Genomic DNA, 19678 nt, shown 5'->3' on the forward strand with positions numbered 1-19678 from the left:
GTACTGCGGTTGAAAACTATAACATCGCTTCCCGGTTCAAAATCGGCGATCGCATCTTGTTGCCCTTCCCCCACCTGTTGCGGAGATAGATAGGCGAAGGTATCCCGTCCTTCTCCCCCTTGCAGGGTATCATTTCCCTGATCTCCGGATAGGAAATCATCTCCACTTTCACCGGAGAGAAAATCGACACCCAATCCGCCATATAAAAAATCGATACCTGAGCCACCGAATAACTGGTCGTCGCCCGATTCTCCAAAGAGAGAATCGTTGTCCGCCCCGCCATACATCAGATCGTTTCCGATTTCCCCACGCAGCACGTCGTCGCCCTGATTTCCAAATAGGGAATCATCCCCTTCACCCCCCAGCAAAAATTCGTTGCCTTCTCCTCCAATGAGAGAATCATTGCCGCCAAAACCGCTGATCGTTTCGACGGAAATAATCTCGACAAATACACTCGCCAAATCCGAGTTCGTCCCGTCGCTGGCGGTGTAGAGAAAACTGCCCCGGCTGGGGGCGGGGATGGTGGGGGTAAATCTAATCGTCGTGTTATTGATAACTTCAGCTTCGCCACCGCTAATATTGCTGATATCCGCGACGAACAACCCCCCGGTGGGACTGTCATTGTCGAGGACGGAAATATCGACCGGTTGAGGTGCGGTGGCGGAAAGGGAGTCGTTTTCTTCCGTACCGTTGATGAAATTGGGTGTGGTTGCAGTGAACGACTCCGCCACCACCTCGGACAATTCGGGGATCTTCACGTCAACGGGATTGACGAGGAAAATTCGCTCCGGCGAAAGCTCTGGAATGTTGCCGTTTTCATCCGGTTCAAATTGGGCGATCGCGATCGCTTCCCCATCCCCGGAGCCGTCGAAATCGTACTCCAAAATACCGCTCAAATTGTCGTAAATCAGAACCGGAATGTCGGCGGGTAAGGAGTCGCCGGCGGTGAAAAATTGCCCCAGGTTCAGGGTTTGAGTTTCCAAGGAGACGGCCGATAACCCAAATCCTCCCGTTCCGTCCTCTGCCACAGGTTCGGAGTTGAAGACCAACACATCTTCGGCGGGGTTAAAATCGAGGATGCGATCGGGTACAGTGCCCCCATCCTTGGGAGACAGGTAAGTAAAACTATCCTCTCCTTCCCCACCCTGGAGCGTATCGACTCCACCATCCCCCACCAGGGAATCGTTGCCGACATCTCCGAATAGGGAGTCATCGTCTTGACCGCCAAACAGGGAATCGTCCCCCATTCCCCCGAACAGCGTGTCCGGGGCGGCGCCGCCGAGCAACAGGTCGTCATCCTCGCCGCCGGAGAGGGTGTCCGAGTCCTTGTCACCCTGTAAGGTGTCGTTCCCGGCATCCCCGTTCATCACATCCGCCCCGACCCGACCCAAGAGCACATCCTCGCCCTCGCCGCCGTTCATGGTGTCGTTGCCGATACCGCCATCGAGGGTGTCGTCGCCGATACCGCCTTCTAAGGAGTCATCTCCACTGCCACCGAAGAGGATATCGTCATCCGCCCCACCCAAAATCAGATCCCCGTCGCCATCTCCGAACAGGGAGTCCGAACCCGAACCGCCGTCGAGGGTATCGTTTCCCGTCAGGCCCCGGATCGAGTCGTTGTCCGGACCGCCGTCGAGGGTTTCGGCGCCGCGGGTTCCGGAGAGGGTATCATTTCCGCCCAAACCCGCGATCGCCCCTACTTCGGGGACGGTGACGGTGGCGGTCGAAAATGCGGTCTGGTTATTAAAACGGACTGTATAATCAAAGCGGCCCTCACCGGAGGCGATCGTGGAGACAAACTCGATGGCGGTGCCCCCCTCCAGAATCGTCGCGTCTCCGTTATTCTGGCCGCTGACACCGGCAAATCTGACACCGGCTTCTATACTGTCGCCGGGAAGGGAGACGATCGCCGATCGCGTGGCGGCATCGATGAAATCAGGCTGATCCGTCCCTTCCAGATTTTCCGGAGTCTCGGCGGCGAGGGGTTCGGCAACCAGCAACGGATCGACGGAGATGCGGAGATCGTCGATCGCCAATTCCGTGGCCCGGGAACCGATTTGAATCGTCGCGGCATCGGCGGGGAGGGAAATGCTGAACGGTGAAAAGACGTTAAACGTCCTCCCGGCGGTACTCGATAGGGTGGCAGTTCCCAAAGAATTCCCATCGCCATCCAAGATTTTTACCGAGTGTTCCACATTGGGGGAGGTATAGTTAAACGAGAGTCTCCCCCCGGCGATCCCTTCCGGCGCCAATTCCCGGATATCCAGCGTAAAATTGCTGCCCTCCGCGTAAGACAAGACGGTAGTTCCGGGCGTCGGAGCGATCGCCGGGAACAGGCCTTCCCCCCCCGCGTCCACACTGACCAGAGCGATCGCGTTTCGGAATTCCACGCCTTGTTCCGTTCCGATCGCGGCAAAGTTATTTCCTCGGAAGTTTTCAAAATCAAAAAATGCTGTTGCCATTTTTCATGCCCAATGCAGAATTATTTTGGGGAAGTGCAATCCGGAGATTCGGGGGTTTAATTGTCAAGATTTTTAAAATTTTGTTAAGTTTTTGCCGAATTCCGATCGCCGCCATCGAACCCCTCGGCACGACCGTTTATCTCTCCCCGCCATCCCCCCACTGGTCGGGCCTCGCGTCCGAAATTGCCCGGTCGAAAACCCGCCGACGATTTGGGGAATCTACCATCCCACTCCCTGGAATGGGTTCCATCATAAATCGAGCCAGCCGGAGATGTTATTTTTTAAAAAAAACTTTATGTTCGGTCTTCTGTTGGGCCGCGAGTCCGTCGCGGCCCGCACCCCTCTCGTCCGCCGTGCTATTTCATTGTTCCCCGAAACATAGCCGGAATATCCGGCCCTTAATAATTGACAATTAATCATTAATAATTTAAAATTTACTTTGGTTGTTCTCGTCACCCCCAACAACGGGCGACCTCCCCTTTTTCAACCGAAAATGAAACGACCCCGCGCCGCCTGCCGGGGAAAAGCAACCGTCCGTCAAATGGCGGTCGGGTCATCCGTAAAAATCGGGTTGATTTTTTTAAATCCAATAGTTTTGCATCGACTTTTCGTCGGATTAAATGGATATCGGCATCGATTTAAAGTTACACTTACAGAGTGAAACATCAAAAATCTTTTGAATCGATCAATCAGATTAAATGTTCGCAAACCCACCGGCGTTTAGCCCCGACGAACTCAAAGCGGCAATTATCCGAGAACCGTTGGTCGTGTCGCCGACGGCGACGGTGATGGACGCGATCGCCCGGATGAGTGAAATTCGGGCCAGTTGTCCCACCGCTTCCCGAAGTAGCGGCCCCCTCGATGAAGCCCACCTCGAAGCGCGGTCGAGCTGCGTGTTGGTGGTTGAAGGCGGGCGCCTGCTGGGGATTTTGACAGAGCGGGACGTGGTGCGGCTGAGTACCCGCGGCGAATCCCTGGGGGAAGTGACGGTGGGGGAGGCGATGAGTACCGCCGTCGTCAGCCTGCGGGAGTCGGAATTCGACGATTTTTTTGCCGCCGTGGAACTGCTCCGCAAACACCGGATTCGCCACCTGCCCATCCTCGACGATCGCGATCGCGTGGCGGGTTTGCTCACCCACGAGAGCCTGCGGCAGGCCATCCGCCCTGCGGACCTGCTGCGGTTGCGGACCGTCGCCGAAGTGATGACCCCGGAGGTGGTGTCGGCCAGCCCAGACGCCGACCTGCTCGAAATCGCCCGCCTGATGGCCGCTCGCCCGGTCAGTTGCGTAGTGTTAGCCACCACCGGAACCGCCACCGGCCCCATTCCCGTCGGCATCCTCACCGAGCGCGATCTGGTGCAGTTCCAAGCCCTGGGTTTGGACTTGGAAACCAGTCGGGCGCGGCAGGTGATGAGTACCCCCATTTTCTCCGTGCGGCCGGAAGATACCCTGTGGGCGGTGCAAGAGATGATGAACTCGCGGCACATCCGGCGGGTGGTGGTGACGGGCCCGGAGGGTCAATTGCTGGGGATCGTCACCCAGAGCAGTTTGTTGCGAGTCCTCAATCCCCTGGAACTTTACAAACTCGCCGAAGTTTTGGAACAGAAAGTCTTTCAACTCGAAATTGAAAAAGTCCAACTCTTAGAAAATCAAGCCACCCGACTGGAACGGGAGATCCGAGAGCGAACCGCCGCCCTCGAACAATCCCGGCGGCGGGAGCAACTGGTCTTCGAGATCACCACCGAAATCCGCTCCTCCCTGAGCCTGCCAGACATCCTCGATCGCACCGCCGACCGAGTCCGCGACCTCCTGAAGTGCGATCGCATCGCCCTGTACCAATTCGCCCCGGACTGGGGCGGAAAAATCGTGGCCGAATCCGTCGCCGAACCCTGCAAGCCTTGCCTGCACGAGCAAATCGAGGAGACTTGCTTTCGGGAACGTGGCATCGACGCCTACCAAAACGGGCGCATTTTCGCCTGCAACGACATTTATCAAGCCGGACTGACCGAGTGCCACCTGCAACTGCTGGAGCGATTCCAGGTGCGGGCCAACTTGGTGGTTCCGGTCGTGCTGTCTCCCCCCGGCGGAGCAGTGGCCGAACCGCCCCGACTGTGGGGACTCTTCGTCATCCACCAGTGTTCGGGACCCCGAGACTGGTCGGAAGAAGAGATCCAGATGATGCGACAGTTGGCCGCCCAGGTCGCGATCGCCATACTTCAGGCCACCGCCCACGAAGCCCTGGAAACCGAACTCCGGGAGCGGCGGGAGGCCGAGCGCCGCCTCGAAGAGAGCGAACAGCGCTACGCCACCCTCACCGACCTCGTATCCGTGGGGATTTTCCGCACCGATATAGAGGGAAACTGCATCTACGCCAACGGCCGCTACTGCCAGATCGCCGGAGTCGCCCCCGCCGAAGTCATCGGCAATCCCTGGCACGATTCCCTGCACCCGGACGACCGCTCCCGCGTCCTCGCCGTCTGGGAAAATACGGTTCAAACCGAGTCCCCCTTCGAGGAAGAATACCGCCTGCAAAAACCCGACAGCAGCGCCATCTGGGTGTTCGGGCAGGTCGTCCCCGAACTCGACGACGCCGATCGCCTCATCGGGTACATCGGCACCATCGCGGATATCGGCGATCGCAAACAGGCCGAACTCACCCTGCAGGACCTCAACCAATCCCTGGAAACCCAAGTCCGACGGCGCACCCGAGAACTGCAAGAAATTAGCAGCTTACAGAAAGCGATCCTGGACGGGACGGACTACGCGCTCATCTCCACCGACACCGACGGCACCATCCTCACCTTCAACGCCGGCGCCGAACGGATGCTGGGATATCGCGCCGAAGAAGTGGTGAACCGGATGACGCCGGAACCGTTCCACGACCGCGAAGAAATCCGCTCCTGCGCCGCGAAACGGTCCGCCGAACTGGGGCGGGAGATTTCCCCCGGCTTTGAAGTCTTCACCGTCGAGCCCCGGCTCGGCGCCAACGAGGGCCAGTGGACCTACATCCGCAAAGACGGCACCCGCTTTCCGGTGTCGCTCTCCGTCACCGCCCTGCGGGACGAGCGGGGGGAGGTGAGCGGATTCCTGGGGGTCGCCCGGGACATCACCGACCGCAAGCGGGCCGAGTCAGACCGCCGGGAACTCCTGCGGAAACTCTCGGACTTCCATCGAGCCCTCGACGAATCCGCGATCGTCGCCATCACCGACCCCAAGGGCATCATCACCTACGCCAACGATCGCTTCTGCGAAATTTCCGGCTACTCCCGCCCGGAACTGCTCGGCAACACCCACCGCCTCCTCAACTCCGGATACCACCCCCCCGAGTTTTTCCGGGACCTGTGGCAGACCATTTCCGGCGGCCAAATTTGGCGGGGGGAAATCCGCAACCGCGCCAAAGACGGCCGAATCTACTGGACCGGGAGCACCATCGTCCCCTTTTTGGACTCCCGAGGGCGGGTGTTTCAGCACCTCGCCATCCGCTTCGACATCACCGCCCGCAAACGGGCCGAAACCGACCTGCAACGCAACAACGCCCTGCTGCAGACCATCGGCCGGGCCCAGGCCCAATTCATCACCGCCGGCAACCGCCTCACCATCTTTGAAGACTTGCTCGAAGGGTTGCTGGAGTTGACCGACAGCGAATATGGCTTCATCGGCGAGGTGCTGTTCCGGGAAAACGGAGGGGCGACGATGGAAGAAAGTTTCATGAAAATCCGGGGCGTCCCCTACCTGAAAACCCACAGCATCACCAACATCGCCTGGGACGAAGCCACCCGGAAATTCTACGAAGACAACTACGAAAAAGGCATGGAATTTGACAACCTGAACAGCCTGTTCGGGGCAGTGATTTTGACCGGGGAACCCGTCATCGCCAACAGCCCCCGCACAGACCCCAGGCGGGGGGGGACTCCGGACGGGCACCCGCCCCTGAACGCCTTTTTGGGCCTGCCCTTTTTCAGCGGCTCCGACCTGGTGGGGATGGTGGGCATCGCCAACCGCCCGGGGGGTTACGACGGGGCGATGGTGGAATACCTGCAGCCCGTTTTGGTCACTTGCAGCAACTTGATCGAAGGATACCGCCTCGACCGCCGCCGGCGGGAAGCCGAAGCCGCCCGGCTGGCCGCCGAACGGCAGGCCGCCAAGCAGTTGGCCAGCATCGAGGTGGCGGTGGACGGCATCGCCATCCTCGACGGCGAGATTTATCAGTATTTGAACCCGGCCCACGGGTCGATGTTCGGCTACGATTCCAGCGAACTCCTCGGCAAAAGCTGGCGACAACTCTACTCCCCCGAGGAACTGCGGCGGTTCGAGGAAGAGGTGTTCCCGGTGCTGATGCGCGATCGCACCTGGAAGGGGGAGGCGACCGCCACCCGCAAAGACGGCAGCACCTTCGCCGAAGACCTCTCCCTCACCCTCACCGAGGACAACCTGCTCATCTGCGTCTGCCGGGATGTCAGCGATCGCAAGGAAACCGAAGCCCGACTCCGCAAAACCAACGAAGAACTCCAGCGGGCCACCCGCCTCAAGGACGAGTTCCTCGCCAATATGAGCCACGAACTCCGCACCCCCCTCAACGCCATTTTGGGCATGACCGAGGGTTTGCAAGAGGAAGTGTTCGGCCCCCTGAACGACAGCCAAAAAAAGAGCCTGAAAACCGTCGAAGGCAGCGCCCACCACCTCCTGGAACTGATCAACGACATCCTCGACCTGGCCAAAATCGAGGCCGGACAGATGGAACTCGATCGCGCCCCCACCGCGATCGAACCCCTGTGCCGCGCCAGCCTCACCTTCGTCAGGCAGCAGGCCCACAAAAAAGGCATCCGCCTCGACGTACAGATCCCCCCCGGCCTGCCCGATCTGGTCATCGACGAGCGCCGCATCCGCCAGGTGCTCATCAACCTGCTCAACAACGCCGTCAAATTCACCCCCGACCGCGGCACCGTCACCCTGAGAGTGAGTTGGGAAAACACTTCCAAGACCCCCGGCGCGGTCCGCTTCGTTGTCGCCGACACCGGCATCGGCATTTCCCCGGAACACCTGGAAAAACTCTTCAAACCTTTCACCCAGATCGACAGCGCCCTCAACCGCCAGTACGAGGGGACCGGGTTGGGGCTGTCCCTGGTGAAACGGATCGTGGAACTGCACGGCGGCGACGTCTCCGTCGCCAGCGACATGGGGAAGGGATCGCGGTTCAGTGTCCACCTCCCCTGCGACGACATTTTGATGCGAGTCCCCAAACTGCCCGCTTCCGGACCGCCGGAGTCCCTCAATTCCCCGGATGAAATCGCCGCGGCCAACCCCCGGATTTTGCTGGCTGAAGACAACGAGGCCAACACCCTCACCCTTTCGAGTTATTTACAGGCCAAAGGCTACCGGGTGACGGTCGCCAAGGACGGGGAAGAGGCCATCCGCGCCGTGGAGGCGGAATGCCCCGATTTGATTTTGATGGACATTCAAATGCCGAAAATGGACGGTTTGGAGGCGATCCGCCGCATCCGCAATCACCCGAATTTCGCCGGGGTGCCCATCGTCGCCTTGACGGCTTTGGCGATGGACGGCGATCGCGAAAAATGTCTGGCAGCCGGCGCCGATGAGTATTTACCCAAACCCGTCAAACTCAAACAATTGACCGCCATGATTCAAGATTTTTTGGGGTTATAATTGACTTGCGCTTCGACCCGCTCAAACCTATTGGGTCCGTTCATCAGTTTGAGTCCAAAAAATGCCTTTTCTCACCGAATTAAAGCTGGAGTCGGTCATCATTCGCGATCTCTTGCAGATCGCCCCGACAACCCCGGTCGGAGACGCCCTCCGACAAATGGCTGGCCTCGCCCCGCCCCGCCCTGCCCCGACGCCCGCGAGCTGCGCGTTGGTGGTGGAAAATGGCCGGCTGCTGGGCATTTTGACCGAGGGAGATTTGCCCGCCCTCTACACGACGTATAATGACAACCTCGATACCCTGCCGATTTCCGAGGTGATGAAACCCGCCGCCGTCACCCTGCGGGAGTCGGACTGTGCGGACTCCACTTCTGTCATCACCCTGATGCAGCGGTACGGCGTCCGCCACCTGCCCCTTCTCGACGATCGCGATCGCCCGGTGGGATTGCTCACCCGCGATCGCCTCTGGCAACACCTCCACCCCCACTCCCGCAACGGCGCGGAACCCCCGCCACCGCCCGCCGAAGACCCCCGGCGGGCGGACAACCTCCGCCGGGAACTGCAATTGCTCGAAAATATTCTCGACATCATTTTGGCCGGCTATTGGGATTGGGACATCCCCAACCACCGGGAATATCTGAGTCCGGGTTTCAAGCGGATGTTCGGCTACGAAGACCACGAACTCCCCAACAGCCCCGACACCTGGCAAAAGCTGATTTTTCCGGAAGATTTGCCCGGAATGTTCGAGAGTTTCGACCGCCATGTCCGCAGCCGGGGGGAAATTCCCTTTTACAACGAGGTCCGATATCGTCACAAGGATGGATCGACGGTGTGGGTGATCTGTTCCGGGCGGGCGATCGAGTGGGACCCGGCGGGCAACCCCCTGCGGGCGATCGGCTGTCACATCGACATCACCGACCGCAAACGAACCGAAGAACAACTCAAAAAAAGCCAAGCCCACCTGCAGGCGGCCCAGCGCATCGCCAAGCTGGGCAGTTGGGAATTCGACATTGCCACCGAGTCAGTTTTCTGGTCCGAGGAGGTGTTCCAGATTTTCCGACTCGACCCGGCCTCCGGAGCCCCCACCTACGAGGAAGTGCTCCAACTCTACCACCCTGACGATCGCGACTACCACCGCCGCGTTGTCGCCACAGCTCTGGAGAACCGCCAACCCTACGACCTCGAATGTCGCATCCCCCACCCTGACGGCAGTTTGAGTTACATCCAAGCCCGGGGCGAGCCGGTTTTCGACGATCGCGGCCGGGTGGCCCAGCTCGTCGGCACGATTTTGGACATCACTGACCGCAAGCGGGCTGAAATGAAGCTGCTGCAAGCCACCGCCCAACTCGAAGCCTCCAACCGGGAGTTGGAAGCCTTTGCCTACTCCGTCTCCCACGACCTGCGGGCACCGCTGCGGGCGATCGACGGTTTCAGCCAGGCGATTTTGGAGGACTACGGCGACCAATTTGACGAAGGTTGCCGGGATTATTTCCATCGCATCCGGCGCAATATTAACCGCATGGGACAGTTGATCGACGACCTGCTGCGCCTGTCGAGGGTGTCGCGATCGCCGGTGAATTACCATCCGGTCAACCTCAGTGAAATGGTATCCGAAATCGCCGCCGATCTGGCGGAGTCGGAACCCGATCGCGACGTGGAATTTGCCGTCGCCCCCGATGTCACCGTCGAGGCTGACCCGACTTTGATGGGCGTCGTCCTCAACAATTTACTGCACAACGCCTGGAAATTTACCCGCCACACGTCCCGGGCGCGGATCGAGTTCGGCCTGGGGGTGATGGAGGGAAAACTGACTTGTTTTATCGGGGATAATGGCGCGGGTTTTGACATGAAATATGCCCCGATGTTATTTGGTGTCTTTCAACGCCTGCACGACGCCGAAGAATTTCCCGGAACCGGCATCGGCTTGGCGATCGTCCAGCGGGCTATCCACCGCCACGGCGGAAAAGTTTGGGCTGAAGGAGCCGTCGGAAAGGGGGCGACATTTTACTTTACCTTGCCCGGAATTGAGACTCACGCAGATGGGGGAGAAAAATTAACAATTAAAAATTAACAATTAACAATGATAAATTATGGCAGTCAGCGCTGGATTCGTCACAGACCTGAATTGTAAAAACGCTCGCTCCGACTCCCAACTCCCGACTCCCGACTCCCTTTTCCCGAATCTGTAACCACACGATCGCCCAGGGCTATATCAATGGCGATCGCCAGGATGGTCGGGATATCTGAAAAAACCGAAACTGCTTTTCGCCGGTTCGGTTGGCTTTTTCTGAAAGCTGAAAGCTGACGGCTGATTGCTATCAAAAATTTTCCGTATTTTGATTAAGATTGGGGTTGACTTTGGGTGGATTTTTTCGTAAAATTGTGGGGAATAGATCGGGCGGTAGTCGGGTGTTGAATTGACTTCCCGAATCTCAGCCGTCGTCTCGAAAAGTTGGACTCATGATACCGTGTCGATCTATTACAATTGACTCGCAAACCCCCGTCGATGACATCTCAACCCCGAAAAATACTGTTGGTCGAGGATAACCCGGACGACGAACGGCTGACGATCCGATCGCTCCGCAAATGTCAGGTCAACCCCGAAATTCTGGTGGCGCGGAACGGAGAAGAGGCCCTGGCTTTGCTGGGCGATCTGGAGGCCCTCCCACAGGTCGTCCTCCTCGACTTAAAATTGCCCAAAATCGACGGGCTGGGGGTGCTCCGACAGATCCGGACTCAAGGGCGCACCCGCCGCCTGCCCGTCGTCGTCTTCACGTCTTCGAGCGAAGACGAAGACATCGCGGAGAGTTACGACCTCGGCGCCAACGCCTACGTGCAAAAACCCGTCGAATTTGATCGCTTCGCCGAAGCAGTCCGCCATCTGGGATTGTTTTGGATCTCGATCAACGAACCCTCACCCGAAAGACTTTAACCGATGAGCGAACCCATCCGCCTGTTAATTGTCGAAGATGTCGAAGACGACGCGATCTTGCTCGTGCGGGAACTCCGCCGGGGCGGATTTGAAGTGACCTGGGAGCGGGTTCAGACCGCCGAGGCGCTCCGAGACGCCCTGGAGGAGTCTTCCTGGGATGCGATCGTCTCCGACTACCGGATGCCGGGATTCGACGCCCCCGCCGCCCTGTCCGTCCTCAAAGAAAGCGGCCTCGACCTCCCCTTCATCGTCGTGTCGGGAACCATCGGCGACACCTCAGCCGTGGAGTTGATGAAAGCCGGCGCCCACGATTTTTTGATCAAAGGAAAGTTGGCCCGTTTGCCAGAGGTCCTGCGGCGGGAACTGCGGGAGGCGGAAAATCGGGCCGCCACCTTGCGGGCCGATCGAGAACTGCGGCGCACCCGGGAACGCCTGGAACTGGCCTTGGAGGGGGCGGCGATCGGGACCTGGGATTGGGACATCCGTACCGGGGCGGTGCAGATCGACGATCGCTATGCGGAGATCCTCGGCCGCACCCGGAAAGACTTGGAACCCATGTCCGTCGAGACATTCCGGGAACAGACCCACCCCGAAGACCTGCCGGGACTCTTCAAGCAACTCGACTCCCACTTCCGGGGCGAAACCCCCCGGCACGAATGGGAATTTCGGATGCGCCACCGCTCGGGACGGTGGGTCTGGGTTCTGGCTCGGGGCAAAGTGGTGGAGCGGGACGCCGGTGGCAAACCCCTGCGGATGGCCGGAACCCACCTGGACATCACCGACCGCAAACAGGCCGAGCGGGAGTCCCAACTGCAAAATGCCATCTTGGAGCGGATCGCCCGGCTGGACCCCCTGCCGGACATCCTCGATGCCCTGGTGCGGGCGGTGGAAACCCAATTCGAGGGGGGGATCGGCTCGATCCTACTGTGCGATCGCTCCGGAAAATTGCGCCACGGGGCCGCGCCCAACCTGCCCGACCCCTACTCAAAAGCCCTCGACGGTTTGCTCGTCGGCCCCCAGGCCGGTTCCTGCGGCACGGCGGCCTTCTGCCGGGAAATCGTCATCGTCGCCGACATCTCCGGCGACCCCCTCTGGCAGGACTTCCGGCATCTCGCCCTCGAACACGGGCTGCAGGCCTGCTGGTCCGCCCCGGCGATCGGCGGCAACGGCGAGGTGCTCGCGACCTTCGCCGTCTATTTCAAAGAATGCCGCACCCCCCAACGGCGGGATTTGGAGATCCTCACCCGCGCCGCCGACATCGCCAAAATCGCCATCGAGCGCGACCGGGCCGAAACCGCCCTCGCCAAACGCGATCGCTACCTGGGAGCCCTGGTGGACGTGCAGCGCCAGCTTTTGGTGTCCCAAAAAATCGACCGCCACCTCTACCGCCACATCTTGAACCTGTTGGGGGCGGTGACGGAGGCCGATCGCATCTACATTTTTGAAAACCACGCCGACGAAACCGGGCAGTTGCTGATGAGCCAGCGGGCCGAATGGTGCGCCCCCGGCATCACCCCCGAAATCGACAACCGGGCGCTGCAAAATCTCAGCTACCGGGAGAACTTTCCCCGCTGGGAAGAACTCCTGAAAGTCGGGGGGATCGTCAACGGCGACGTCGCCGACTTCCCCGAGTCGGAACGGCGGATTTTGGAGCCGCAGGGCATCCGCTCCATCCTGATCTTCCCCCTGATTGTCAACCGGGAGTTTTTCGGCCTCGTCGGGTTCGACAACTGCCGCTCGGTGAAACGGTGGGACGCCCTGGAAATCGGGCTGTTGAACGCCGCCGCCGCCGCGATCGCCCAGGCCAAGGAGCGGGAGCGGGCCGCCGAGTCCCTCGCCGAGTTGAACCGGGAATTGGAGGCCCGGGTATGGGAGCGCACCGCCCAACTGCGGGAGAGCGAAGAGAAGTTGCAGGCGATTCTCAACTTCGCCCCGTCGGTCATTTACGTCAAAGACCTCTCCGGGCGGCACATTTTGGTCAACCGGGCTTTTCTAGAATTATTTAACTGCGCCCCGGAAGACATCATCGGCAAAACCAACCGCGAATTTTATCCCCCCGACATCGCCGAGGGTTTCGAGCAAAACGACCGCGCCGTCCTCGAGGCCCGCCGCTTCCAACAGTGCGAAGAAACCGTCCGCGTCGGCGAAAAGAACTACACCTTCCTCTCCAACAAGTTCGTCCTGTTCGGCCCGGACGGGGAACCCTACGCCATCTGCGGCATCTCCAACGACATCAGCGAGCGTCGAGCTTTCCAGGACGCCCTCGAACGCAGCGAAGCGCGCACCCGCGCCACCCTGATGGCGATCCCGGACTTGGTGTTCCGCCTCGACCGCTCCGGGCGCTACGCGGACATCGCCCCTTCCCCCCGGGTGGGCAACCTCGTCGATCCCGAAACCGCGATCGGGCGGTCGGTCGAGGAACTGCTGCCCCCCGACATCGCCGCCACCTACTTGAGGATCGCCGAAACCGCTCTGGCCACCCAAACCGTCCAGAATTTTGAGTGGGAAATCGAGATCGGCGGGGAACTTCGCCACGAAGAGGTGCGGGTCGCCCCCTGCGGTGAGGACGAAGTGCTGTTTTTGGTGCGCGACGTCGGCTCCGAGAAGCGGGCGTTCAAGGCCCTGCGCCAAAGCGAGGCCCGCTTCGGGCGCCTCGCCGCCAACATCCCCGGAGCGCTGTACCAGTACCTGTTGCGCCCCGACGGCTCCCACGAGTTCATCTACATGAGCGATCGCGCCGCCGAAATTTTCGGACTCGACGTGGAAACCATGCGGCGGGATGCCGACCGGGTGTTCGCCCTGTTCGACCCCGAAGACCGGCGATCGTTGCAGGCCTCCATCGCCCGCTCCGCCGAGACATTGAGCGCCTGGTCCTGGGAAGGGCAATTCACCACGCCGGCGGGGGAACGGAAGTGGATTCAGGGCATTTCCCAGCCAGAGCGGCAGGCCGACGGCGAGACCATCTGGGACGGGGTGATTTTGGACGTGACGGAGCGCAAACACAGGTCGGCTCTGCTGCAGCAGACCGTCGCGGAGCTGGCCCGGGCCACCCGCCTCAAGGACGAGTTTCTCGCCAGCATGAGCCACGAACTCCGCACCCCCCTCAACAGCATTTTGGGGATGTCGGAGGCGCTTCAAGAAGAGATATTCGGGGAGTTGAACGCCGATCAACGGCAGGCGATTTCCACGGTGGATAGCAGCGGCAGGCATCTGTTGTCGCTGATCAACGACATCCTGGATCTCTCCAAGATCGAAGCGGGCAAATTGGAGTTGAACATCGACGAGGTTTCGATCCGGGAGCTTTGCCAGACCGGCCTCACCTTCGTCAGACAGTTGGCCTTCAAAAAACGGATCGCCCTGAGTGCGGACATCCCCGCCGATCTGGAATATGGGGTCATCGAGATCGACAACCGCCGGATGTGCCAGGTGTTGATCAACCTGCTCAGTAACGCGATCAAGTTTACCCCCGACGGCGGCCGGGTGAGTTTGAGCGTCCGCCGGTCGTCGGACGGCCCACGCCGGATTTGTTTTGCGGTGACGGACACGGGGATCGGCATTGCCCCGGAAAACCTGGAAAATCTGTTCCGGCCTTTCGTCCAAATCGACAGCAGCTTGAATCGCCAGTACAGCGGGACGGGACTCGGACTGGCTCTGGTGAAGCAGATCGCTGAACTGCACGGCGGACAAGTCGGCGTCACCAGCGAACTCGGCCGGGGGAGTTGTTTTACGGTCTATCTGCCCTGTCCGGATTCCTTCGCCGAACCCCGTCAGAGCTTCGATGCGGGATCTCCGACTTCCGTTTTGGAAGGCCCGGCGGGAAGTCCGACCCCCCCGGTTCCGAATTCGCGCCGGCCCTCGCCGCTGATTTTGTTGGCTGAGGACAGCGAAGCTAATATTTTTACCCTTTCGAGTTACCTCACCGCCAAGGGCTACCGTCTGATAACGGCCCGCAACGGTCGGGAGGCGGTGTCCATGGCGCGATCGCACTGCCCCGATTTGGTGCTCATGGACATCCAAATGCCCGTCGTGGACGGTTTGGAGGCCACCCGGGAGATCCGCCGCGATCCGGATTTGCGACAACTGCCCGTCGTCGCCCTCACCGCTTTGGCGATGACGAGCGATCGCGAAAAATGTTTGCAGGCGGGGGCCGACGAATATCTCACCAAACCCATCAAACTCAAACAGTTGTCGCACCTGCTCCTCAAACTCCTCGGCGATTTCGGAGTCTGAGGGATTGGGGATTTAGGATTGGGGATTGGGGATTCCCGATTCCCCATTCTAAAGATCTGCCACGCTATCCCACCCCCGTATCTACGAAAGATAGCCGTCCCCCCCCTGCATCTGGCGAACGGGTGGGGGAGGACGGCCCGAAAATGGGATGAAGCGCTCTAGAACATCCGCTTCTTGCGGAAGGCGCGTCTCTGACGCTGGTTGGCGATCGCCTTGCGCTTGCGTTTTTCTGGAGGGGTTTCAAAGTGACGCTTCTTGCGGACATCGGCCAGGATGCCGGCTTTGGACACTTCGCGCTTAAATCGACGCAGGGCGGATTCTAATTGTTCGTTTTCACCCAGAATGACTTGGGTCATGTTGTATCCTTCACCTCTCTAAAATTAATGACGATACGCAAAACATCCCCCTCTCATTCATACAAATGAGATGTCGGAAAGATTCGATTCACAACAGTGTCTTTCTACAAATCACGGCGCCGCGATCGGGGTCAAATGAGTCCGTCGAACCGGCGCTTCGGTAGAATCAAGGCAATGCTCTGCGTTAGGGCATTTATCATTTTACCGCAAGCGCCCCGAATTCGTCTATCTTTCGGAAGGGAGAGAGTCCCGGGATCTACCGGGCCACCCGAGACAGGACTCCGGTGGCGATCGCGAGTATCAGTAGCAGCCAGATGACCGAGCCCGGCAAAAACGCCAGCAGGGTCAGTCCCCGGAGAATCCAAGCCGCCAGGGTCAACCCGGCGAAAGCCCCAAACAAGAGGGAAAAGAAGCGTTTCTGAGAATTGGCAGGTTGGAACACGGACGCCCTCCATTGAGTTGACCTGGGGACGAGTCCCCCACGGCCGATCGCCAATCGAAACCGTGGGGTTCGCCCCCCTCGATCTTAGATCGGGAACGCGGTGAAATCGCCGGCGGTGAGGGCCGTCGCCTGCACCCCTTCCAGAATCGCCAACTGCTGGGAACCCAGGGTCACGACCGCAGAGGTCCCCGCCTGGGTGAAGGTGAGTTGGTCGAAGGTGATGCCGCCACCGAGGGCGATGACATCCACCCCGGACAGGAAATCGGCCACGGTGTCCGTCCCGCCGTCGGCAAACAGGACGAAGCGATCGCTCCCCGCCCCGCCGGAAAGGGAGTCGTCTCCCCCGTCGCCGAACAGCCAGTCGTCCCCGGCGTCGCCTTTGAGGGTGTCGTTGTCCTTTCCGCCGTACAGGGTATCATTATCCTCGCCCCCGCAGAGCTTGTCCTGGCCCTCGTTGGCACTGAGCCAATCGTCGCCCGCCCCGCCGCTGAGGGTGTCCTGGAGGCTGATATTTGGGATGGGGGTGGGGGTGTCGCGATCGCCGAACAGGGTATCGTCCCCTTCTCCGCCGCAAACGTGGTCGTTGCCCAAATCACCATAGAGCAAATCATTTCCGGTCAGACCATAAACGATATCATCTTCCTGGCCGCCGTAAGCGGTATCCTCCCCGTCGCCGCCGACCAAAGTGTCGTTGTTGCGGTTTCCGCTGAGGAAATCGTTCCCGAGGCCACCCCACAGAAGATCCGGACCTTCCGGGGAGGCTTGGTTGGGCTCGTTGGTATCTCCGAAGACGGTATCGTTTCCGTCATCTCCGTAGAGGGTATCAGCACCCAAATCGCCCCACATCCAATCGTCATCCTTACCGCCGTAGGAGAAATCGTCTCCCTTGCCGCCGTAGATGCTATCGTTGCCCGGGCCGCCCTGAATCAGGTCGTTATCGCGATAGCCGTAGAGGACATCCGCGTCCTGCCCGGCCGGGACGGTGAGATTGCCGGGGGTTCCGATAATGGTGTCGTTGCCATTATCTCCGTGCAGGGTGTCGTTCCCCAATTCGCCGTAAATTTCATCGTCATTCTGACCGCCGTAGGCGACATCATTTCCGTCCCCGGCCCGGAGGATGTCGTCGGCTTCGTTGGCGGAGAGGAAATCATTTCCGGGACCCCCGTCGAGGGAATCCTGTCCGAAGAGATCCCGGGGCAACAGGGGATTATCTTGGCCAGCCAGCAGGATGTCGTCGCCCGCGTCGCCTTCGAGGAAATCGTTGCCCAGGTTGCCCTGTAGGAAATCGTTCCCCCCGAAGGCGAGGATAACTTCGTCGGCGTTGCCGCCGATCAAAACGTCATTCAAAGGCGTGCCATTGACGGGAATCAAGCCGGGAGGGGGGATCAATTCGGGGGGAACCGGCAGGGGGACTCCCGTCAAAGCCGGGAGGGGAGGGCAGCTACAGTCATCCGGGCCGTCCTGGCGGGGGATGTCGGTGTCTTCGTCGGGGTCTTCCCGGGGAATCTCGGTCTCCCCCTCTCCGACGTTGACCTCGACTCGCGCGGTGCTGGTGTTGCCGTTTTCATCGGTGACGGTGTACTCGAAGGTGGCCGTACCCGTGAAACCGGGTTCGGGAACGAAGACGATCTCGCCGGTGTCGGGGTTGAAGGTGACGGTGCCGTTGTCGGGATTGCCCACGTCGGTAATCCGTAGCGGGTCGCCGTCCGGGTCGCGATCGTTGCGGAGCAACTCGGAGTCCGGAATGGTCAGCGGCTCGTTTTCCGTCGTGGTTACGGTGTCCGGTTCCGCCACGGGGGGGCGGTTGGGTTCGGCGGGGGGCTGCTCCGGCTCGGTCGGGGGAACCGTGGGTCCGAAGAAGGGGATTTGGGGGATCGGAGGTGCCACGAACGGCTCCACCGTCACCGCGATTTCCGCCCGGTTGGAAATGGCGCCGTCGTCATCTCGGACGGTGTAGGGGGTCGTCACCGTGCCGCTGAAGCCGGTGACGGGGGTGAAGGTGAGGTTGCCCTCCCCATCCACCTCGAACTCACCTTGTAAGGCGATCGCGAAACTGCTGTCCGCCGCCAAGGTGCTCGGATCGAGATCCACCGTCGCCGGATCGATTTGACCGTCGGGGTCGGTGTCGTTGTCGGTGATGTCGAACGTGACCGGCGTATCGAAGGGGGTGCGGGCGCTGTCGTCAACGGCGGTCGGGGCCGCGTTGGCAATTTCGATGGTAATTTCGGCCGGGTTGGAGGTCTCCCCGTCGTCATCCCGCACGGTGTAGGGGACTTTCACGGTGCCTTGGAAACCCAGGGCGGGGTTGAAGGTGACGCGGCCGTTGTCGTCGGCGATTAAGGTGCCGCGATCGCCGAGGGTGAGGGTTTGTTGCAATCCCGGAGTGTCGGGGTCGAGATCGATGGTGGTCGGGTCGATGGTTCCGTCCGGATCGATATCGTTGGCGACGACATTCAGGGCGATCGGCGTGTTAGCAGGGGTTTCGCCGGAGTCATCGAAGGCCGTCGGTGCCTGGTTGGGCAGTGGCAGCGGGATCAAAGCTGCCGTCGCTTCAGCGATAGAGGTGACTCCTTCGTTATCCGTGACGCTGTAGGTGAAGTCCCCGCCGTCGAAGTCTCCCGTGGCTTGGAATCGCAGCAGCATCCCTTGTTCCGGGGTGAGAACCTGACCCACCTCCACGGGTTGCCCGTCGAGGAGCAGGGTGCCGTCCGCCCGGTCGGGGAGACTTTCGATAGTGAAACTGGCGATCGTGCCGTCGGGATCTTCGCCCATCAGGGGGACGGGGGCCGAATCGCCCGGTTGCAGGGAAACGTTGATGTTCTCGGCGATCGGGGGTTCGTTGGGGGGGGGAAGGATCGCGGAAACGGTGCCATCGGCGGCGGATGTCGCCCCTTCATTGTCGGTGACGCTGAAGGTGAAGCCGACGCCGTCGAAGTTGACCGTCGCCTGGAATTGCAGTTGGGAGGCTTCCTCGGGGGTCAGGCTTTGGCCGGCCTCGACGGGTTCCCCGTTCAGCAGCAGCGACCCTTCCGCCCGGTCGGGGAGGCTCTCTAGGCGGAAGCTGACCACTTCGCCGTCACTGTCGCTGCCGGTGAGGGGGACAGGGACGGTGGAGCCGGGGGCGATCGCGACGTTGATGTTGTCGGCGATGGGCGGTTCGTTCACTGAAATCACGCCAACTGTCACCGAGGTGGGGTTGGAAACCTCCCCGTCATTATCCTCGATGGTGTAGATGAAGCTGTCGGTGCCGTTGAAGCCCGGGTCGGGGGTGTAGGTGACATCGCCCGTTTCCGGATCGACAGCAATTTCGCCGTTTTCGGGCGCCGTCGTCACCGTCAGGCTGCCCGGATTGAGGGTTCCGTCCTCATCGATATCGTTCCCCACCACGTCGATGGTGACGGGAGTATCTTCCGGAGTCGTGGCGCGATCGGGGTTGGCGATCGGGGGCAGGTTCTGGGCGGGATTGACCGCCACCTCCACCGTGGTGGTGCTGGTATTTCCCGCCGGGTCGGTGACGACATATTCAAACGTGCCGATACCCGTAAAACCGGGGTCAGGAGTAAAGGTGACTTCTCCGGTTTCCGGGTCGAGGCTGA

Annotated in this window: 8 protein-coding genes; 4 read left to right on the forward strand and 4 right to left on the reverse strand. The window is 60.4% G+C overall.

Features of this window, described 5'->3' with window-relative positions; all coding sequences use genetic code 11:
- Positions 1–2462, reverse strand: a 2462-nt coding sequence (locus AC0QHF_RS18695; protein ID WP_324705752.1) for a calcium-binding protein, incomplete at its 3' end; no start/stop codon positions are given.
- A gap of 698 nt (positions 2463–3160) precedes the next feature.
- On the opposite strand from AC0QHF_RS18695, the gene AC0QHF_RS18700 reads away from it, so the two are divergent.
- The 4 genes from AC0QHF_RS18700 to AC0QHF_RS18715 all read left to right on the forward strand — a co-directional run bounded on the left by AC0QHF_RS18700 (position 3161) and on the right by AC0QHF_RS18715 (position 15284).
- Positions 3161–8125, forward strand: coding sequence for a PAS domain S-box protein (locus tag AC0QHF_RS18700; RefSeq protein ID WP_324705753.1), 4965 nt, complete (start codon positions 3161–3163; stop codon positions 8123–8125).
- Positions 8126–8186: 61 nt separating this feature from the next.
- Positions 8187–10193 (forward strand): PAS domain-containing protein, encoded by a 2007-nt coding sequence (locus AC0QHF_RS18705; RefSeq protein WP_324705754.1) that lies wholly within the window; start codon positions 8187–8189, stop codon positions 10191–10193.
- 435 nt (positions 10194–10628) lie between these two features.
- Positions 10629–11054 (forward strand): response regulator, encoded by a 426-nt coding sequence (locus AC0QHF_RS18710; protein ID WP_324705755.1) that lies wholly within the window; start codon positions 10629–10631, stop codon positions 11052–11054.
- Positions 11055–11057: 3 nt separating this feature from the next.
- Positions 11058–15284: a response regulator gene (locus AC0QHF_RS18715; protein WP_324705756.1), complete on the forward strand. Its 4227-nt coding sequence runs from the start codon at positions 11058–11060 to the stop codon at positions 15282–15284.
- Positions 15285–15442: 158 nt separating this feature from the next.
- Here AC0QHF_RS18715 and rpsU read toward each other — a convergent pair whose 3' ends face one another.
- The 3 genes from rpsU to AC0QHF_RS18730 form a co-directional block, all read right to left on the reverse strand.
- A complete protein-coding gene (gene rpsU / locus AC0QHF_RS18720; protein WP_006616180.1) occupies positions 15443–15640 on the reverse strand; it encodes a 30S ribosomal protein S21 in 198 nt (65 codons plus the stop codon).
- Between the two features lie 256 nt (positions 15641–15896).
- Positions 15897–16082 carry a hypothetical protein gene (locus tag AC0QHF_RS18725; RefSeq protein ID WP_324705757.1) on the reverse strand — a complete coding sequence of 62 codons (186 nt, stop codon included), beginning with the start codon at positions 16080–16082 and terminating at the stop codon, positions 15897–15899.
- Positions 16083–16166: 84 nt separating this feature from the next.
- On the reverse strand, positions 16167–19678 hold a 3512-nt coding region (locus AC0QHF_RS18730), incomplete at its 5' end, for an Ig-like domain-containing protein (protein WP_324705758.1).

This window comes from Lyngbya sp. CCY1209 (assembly GCF_055795065.1).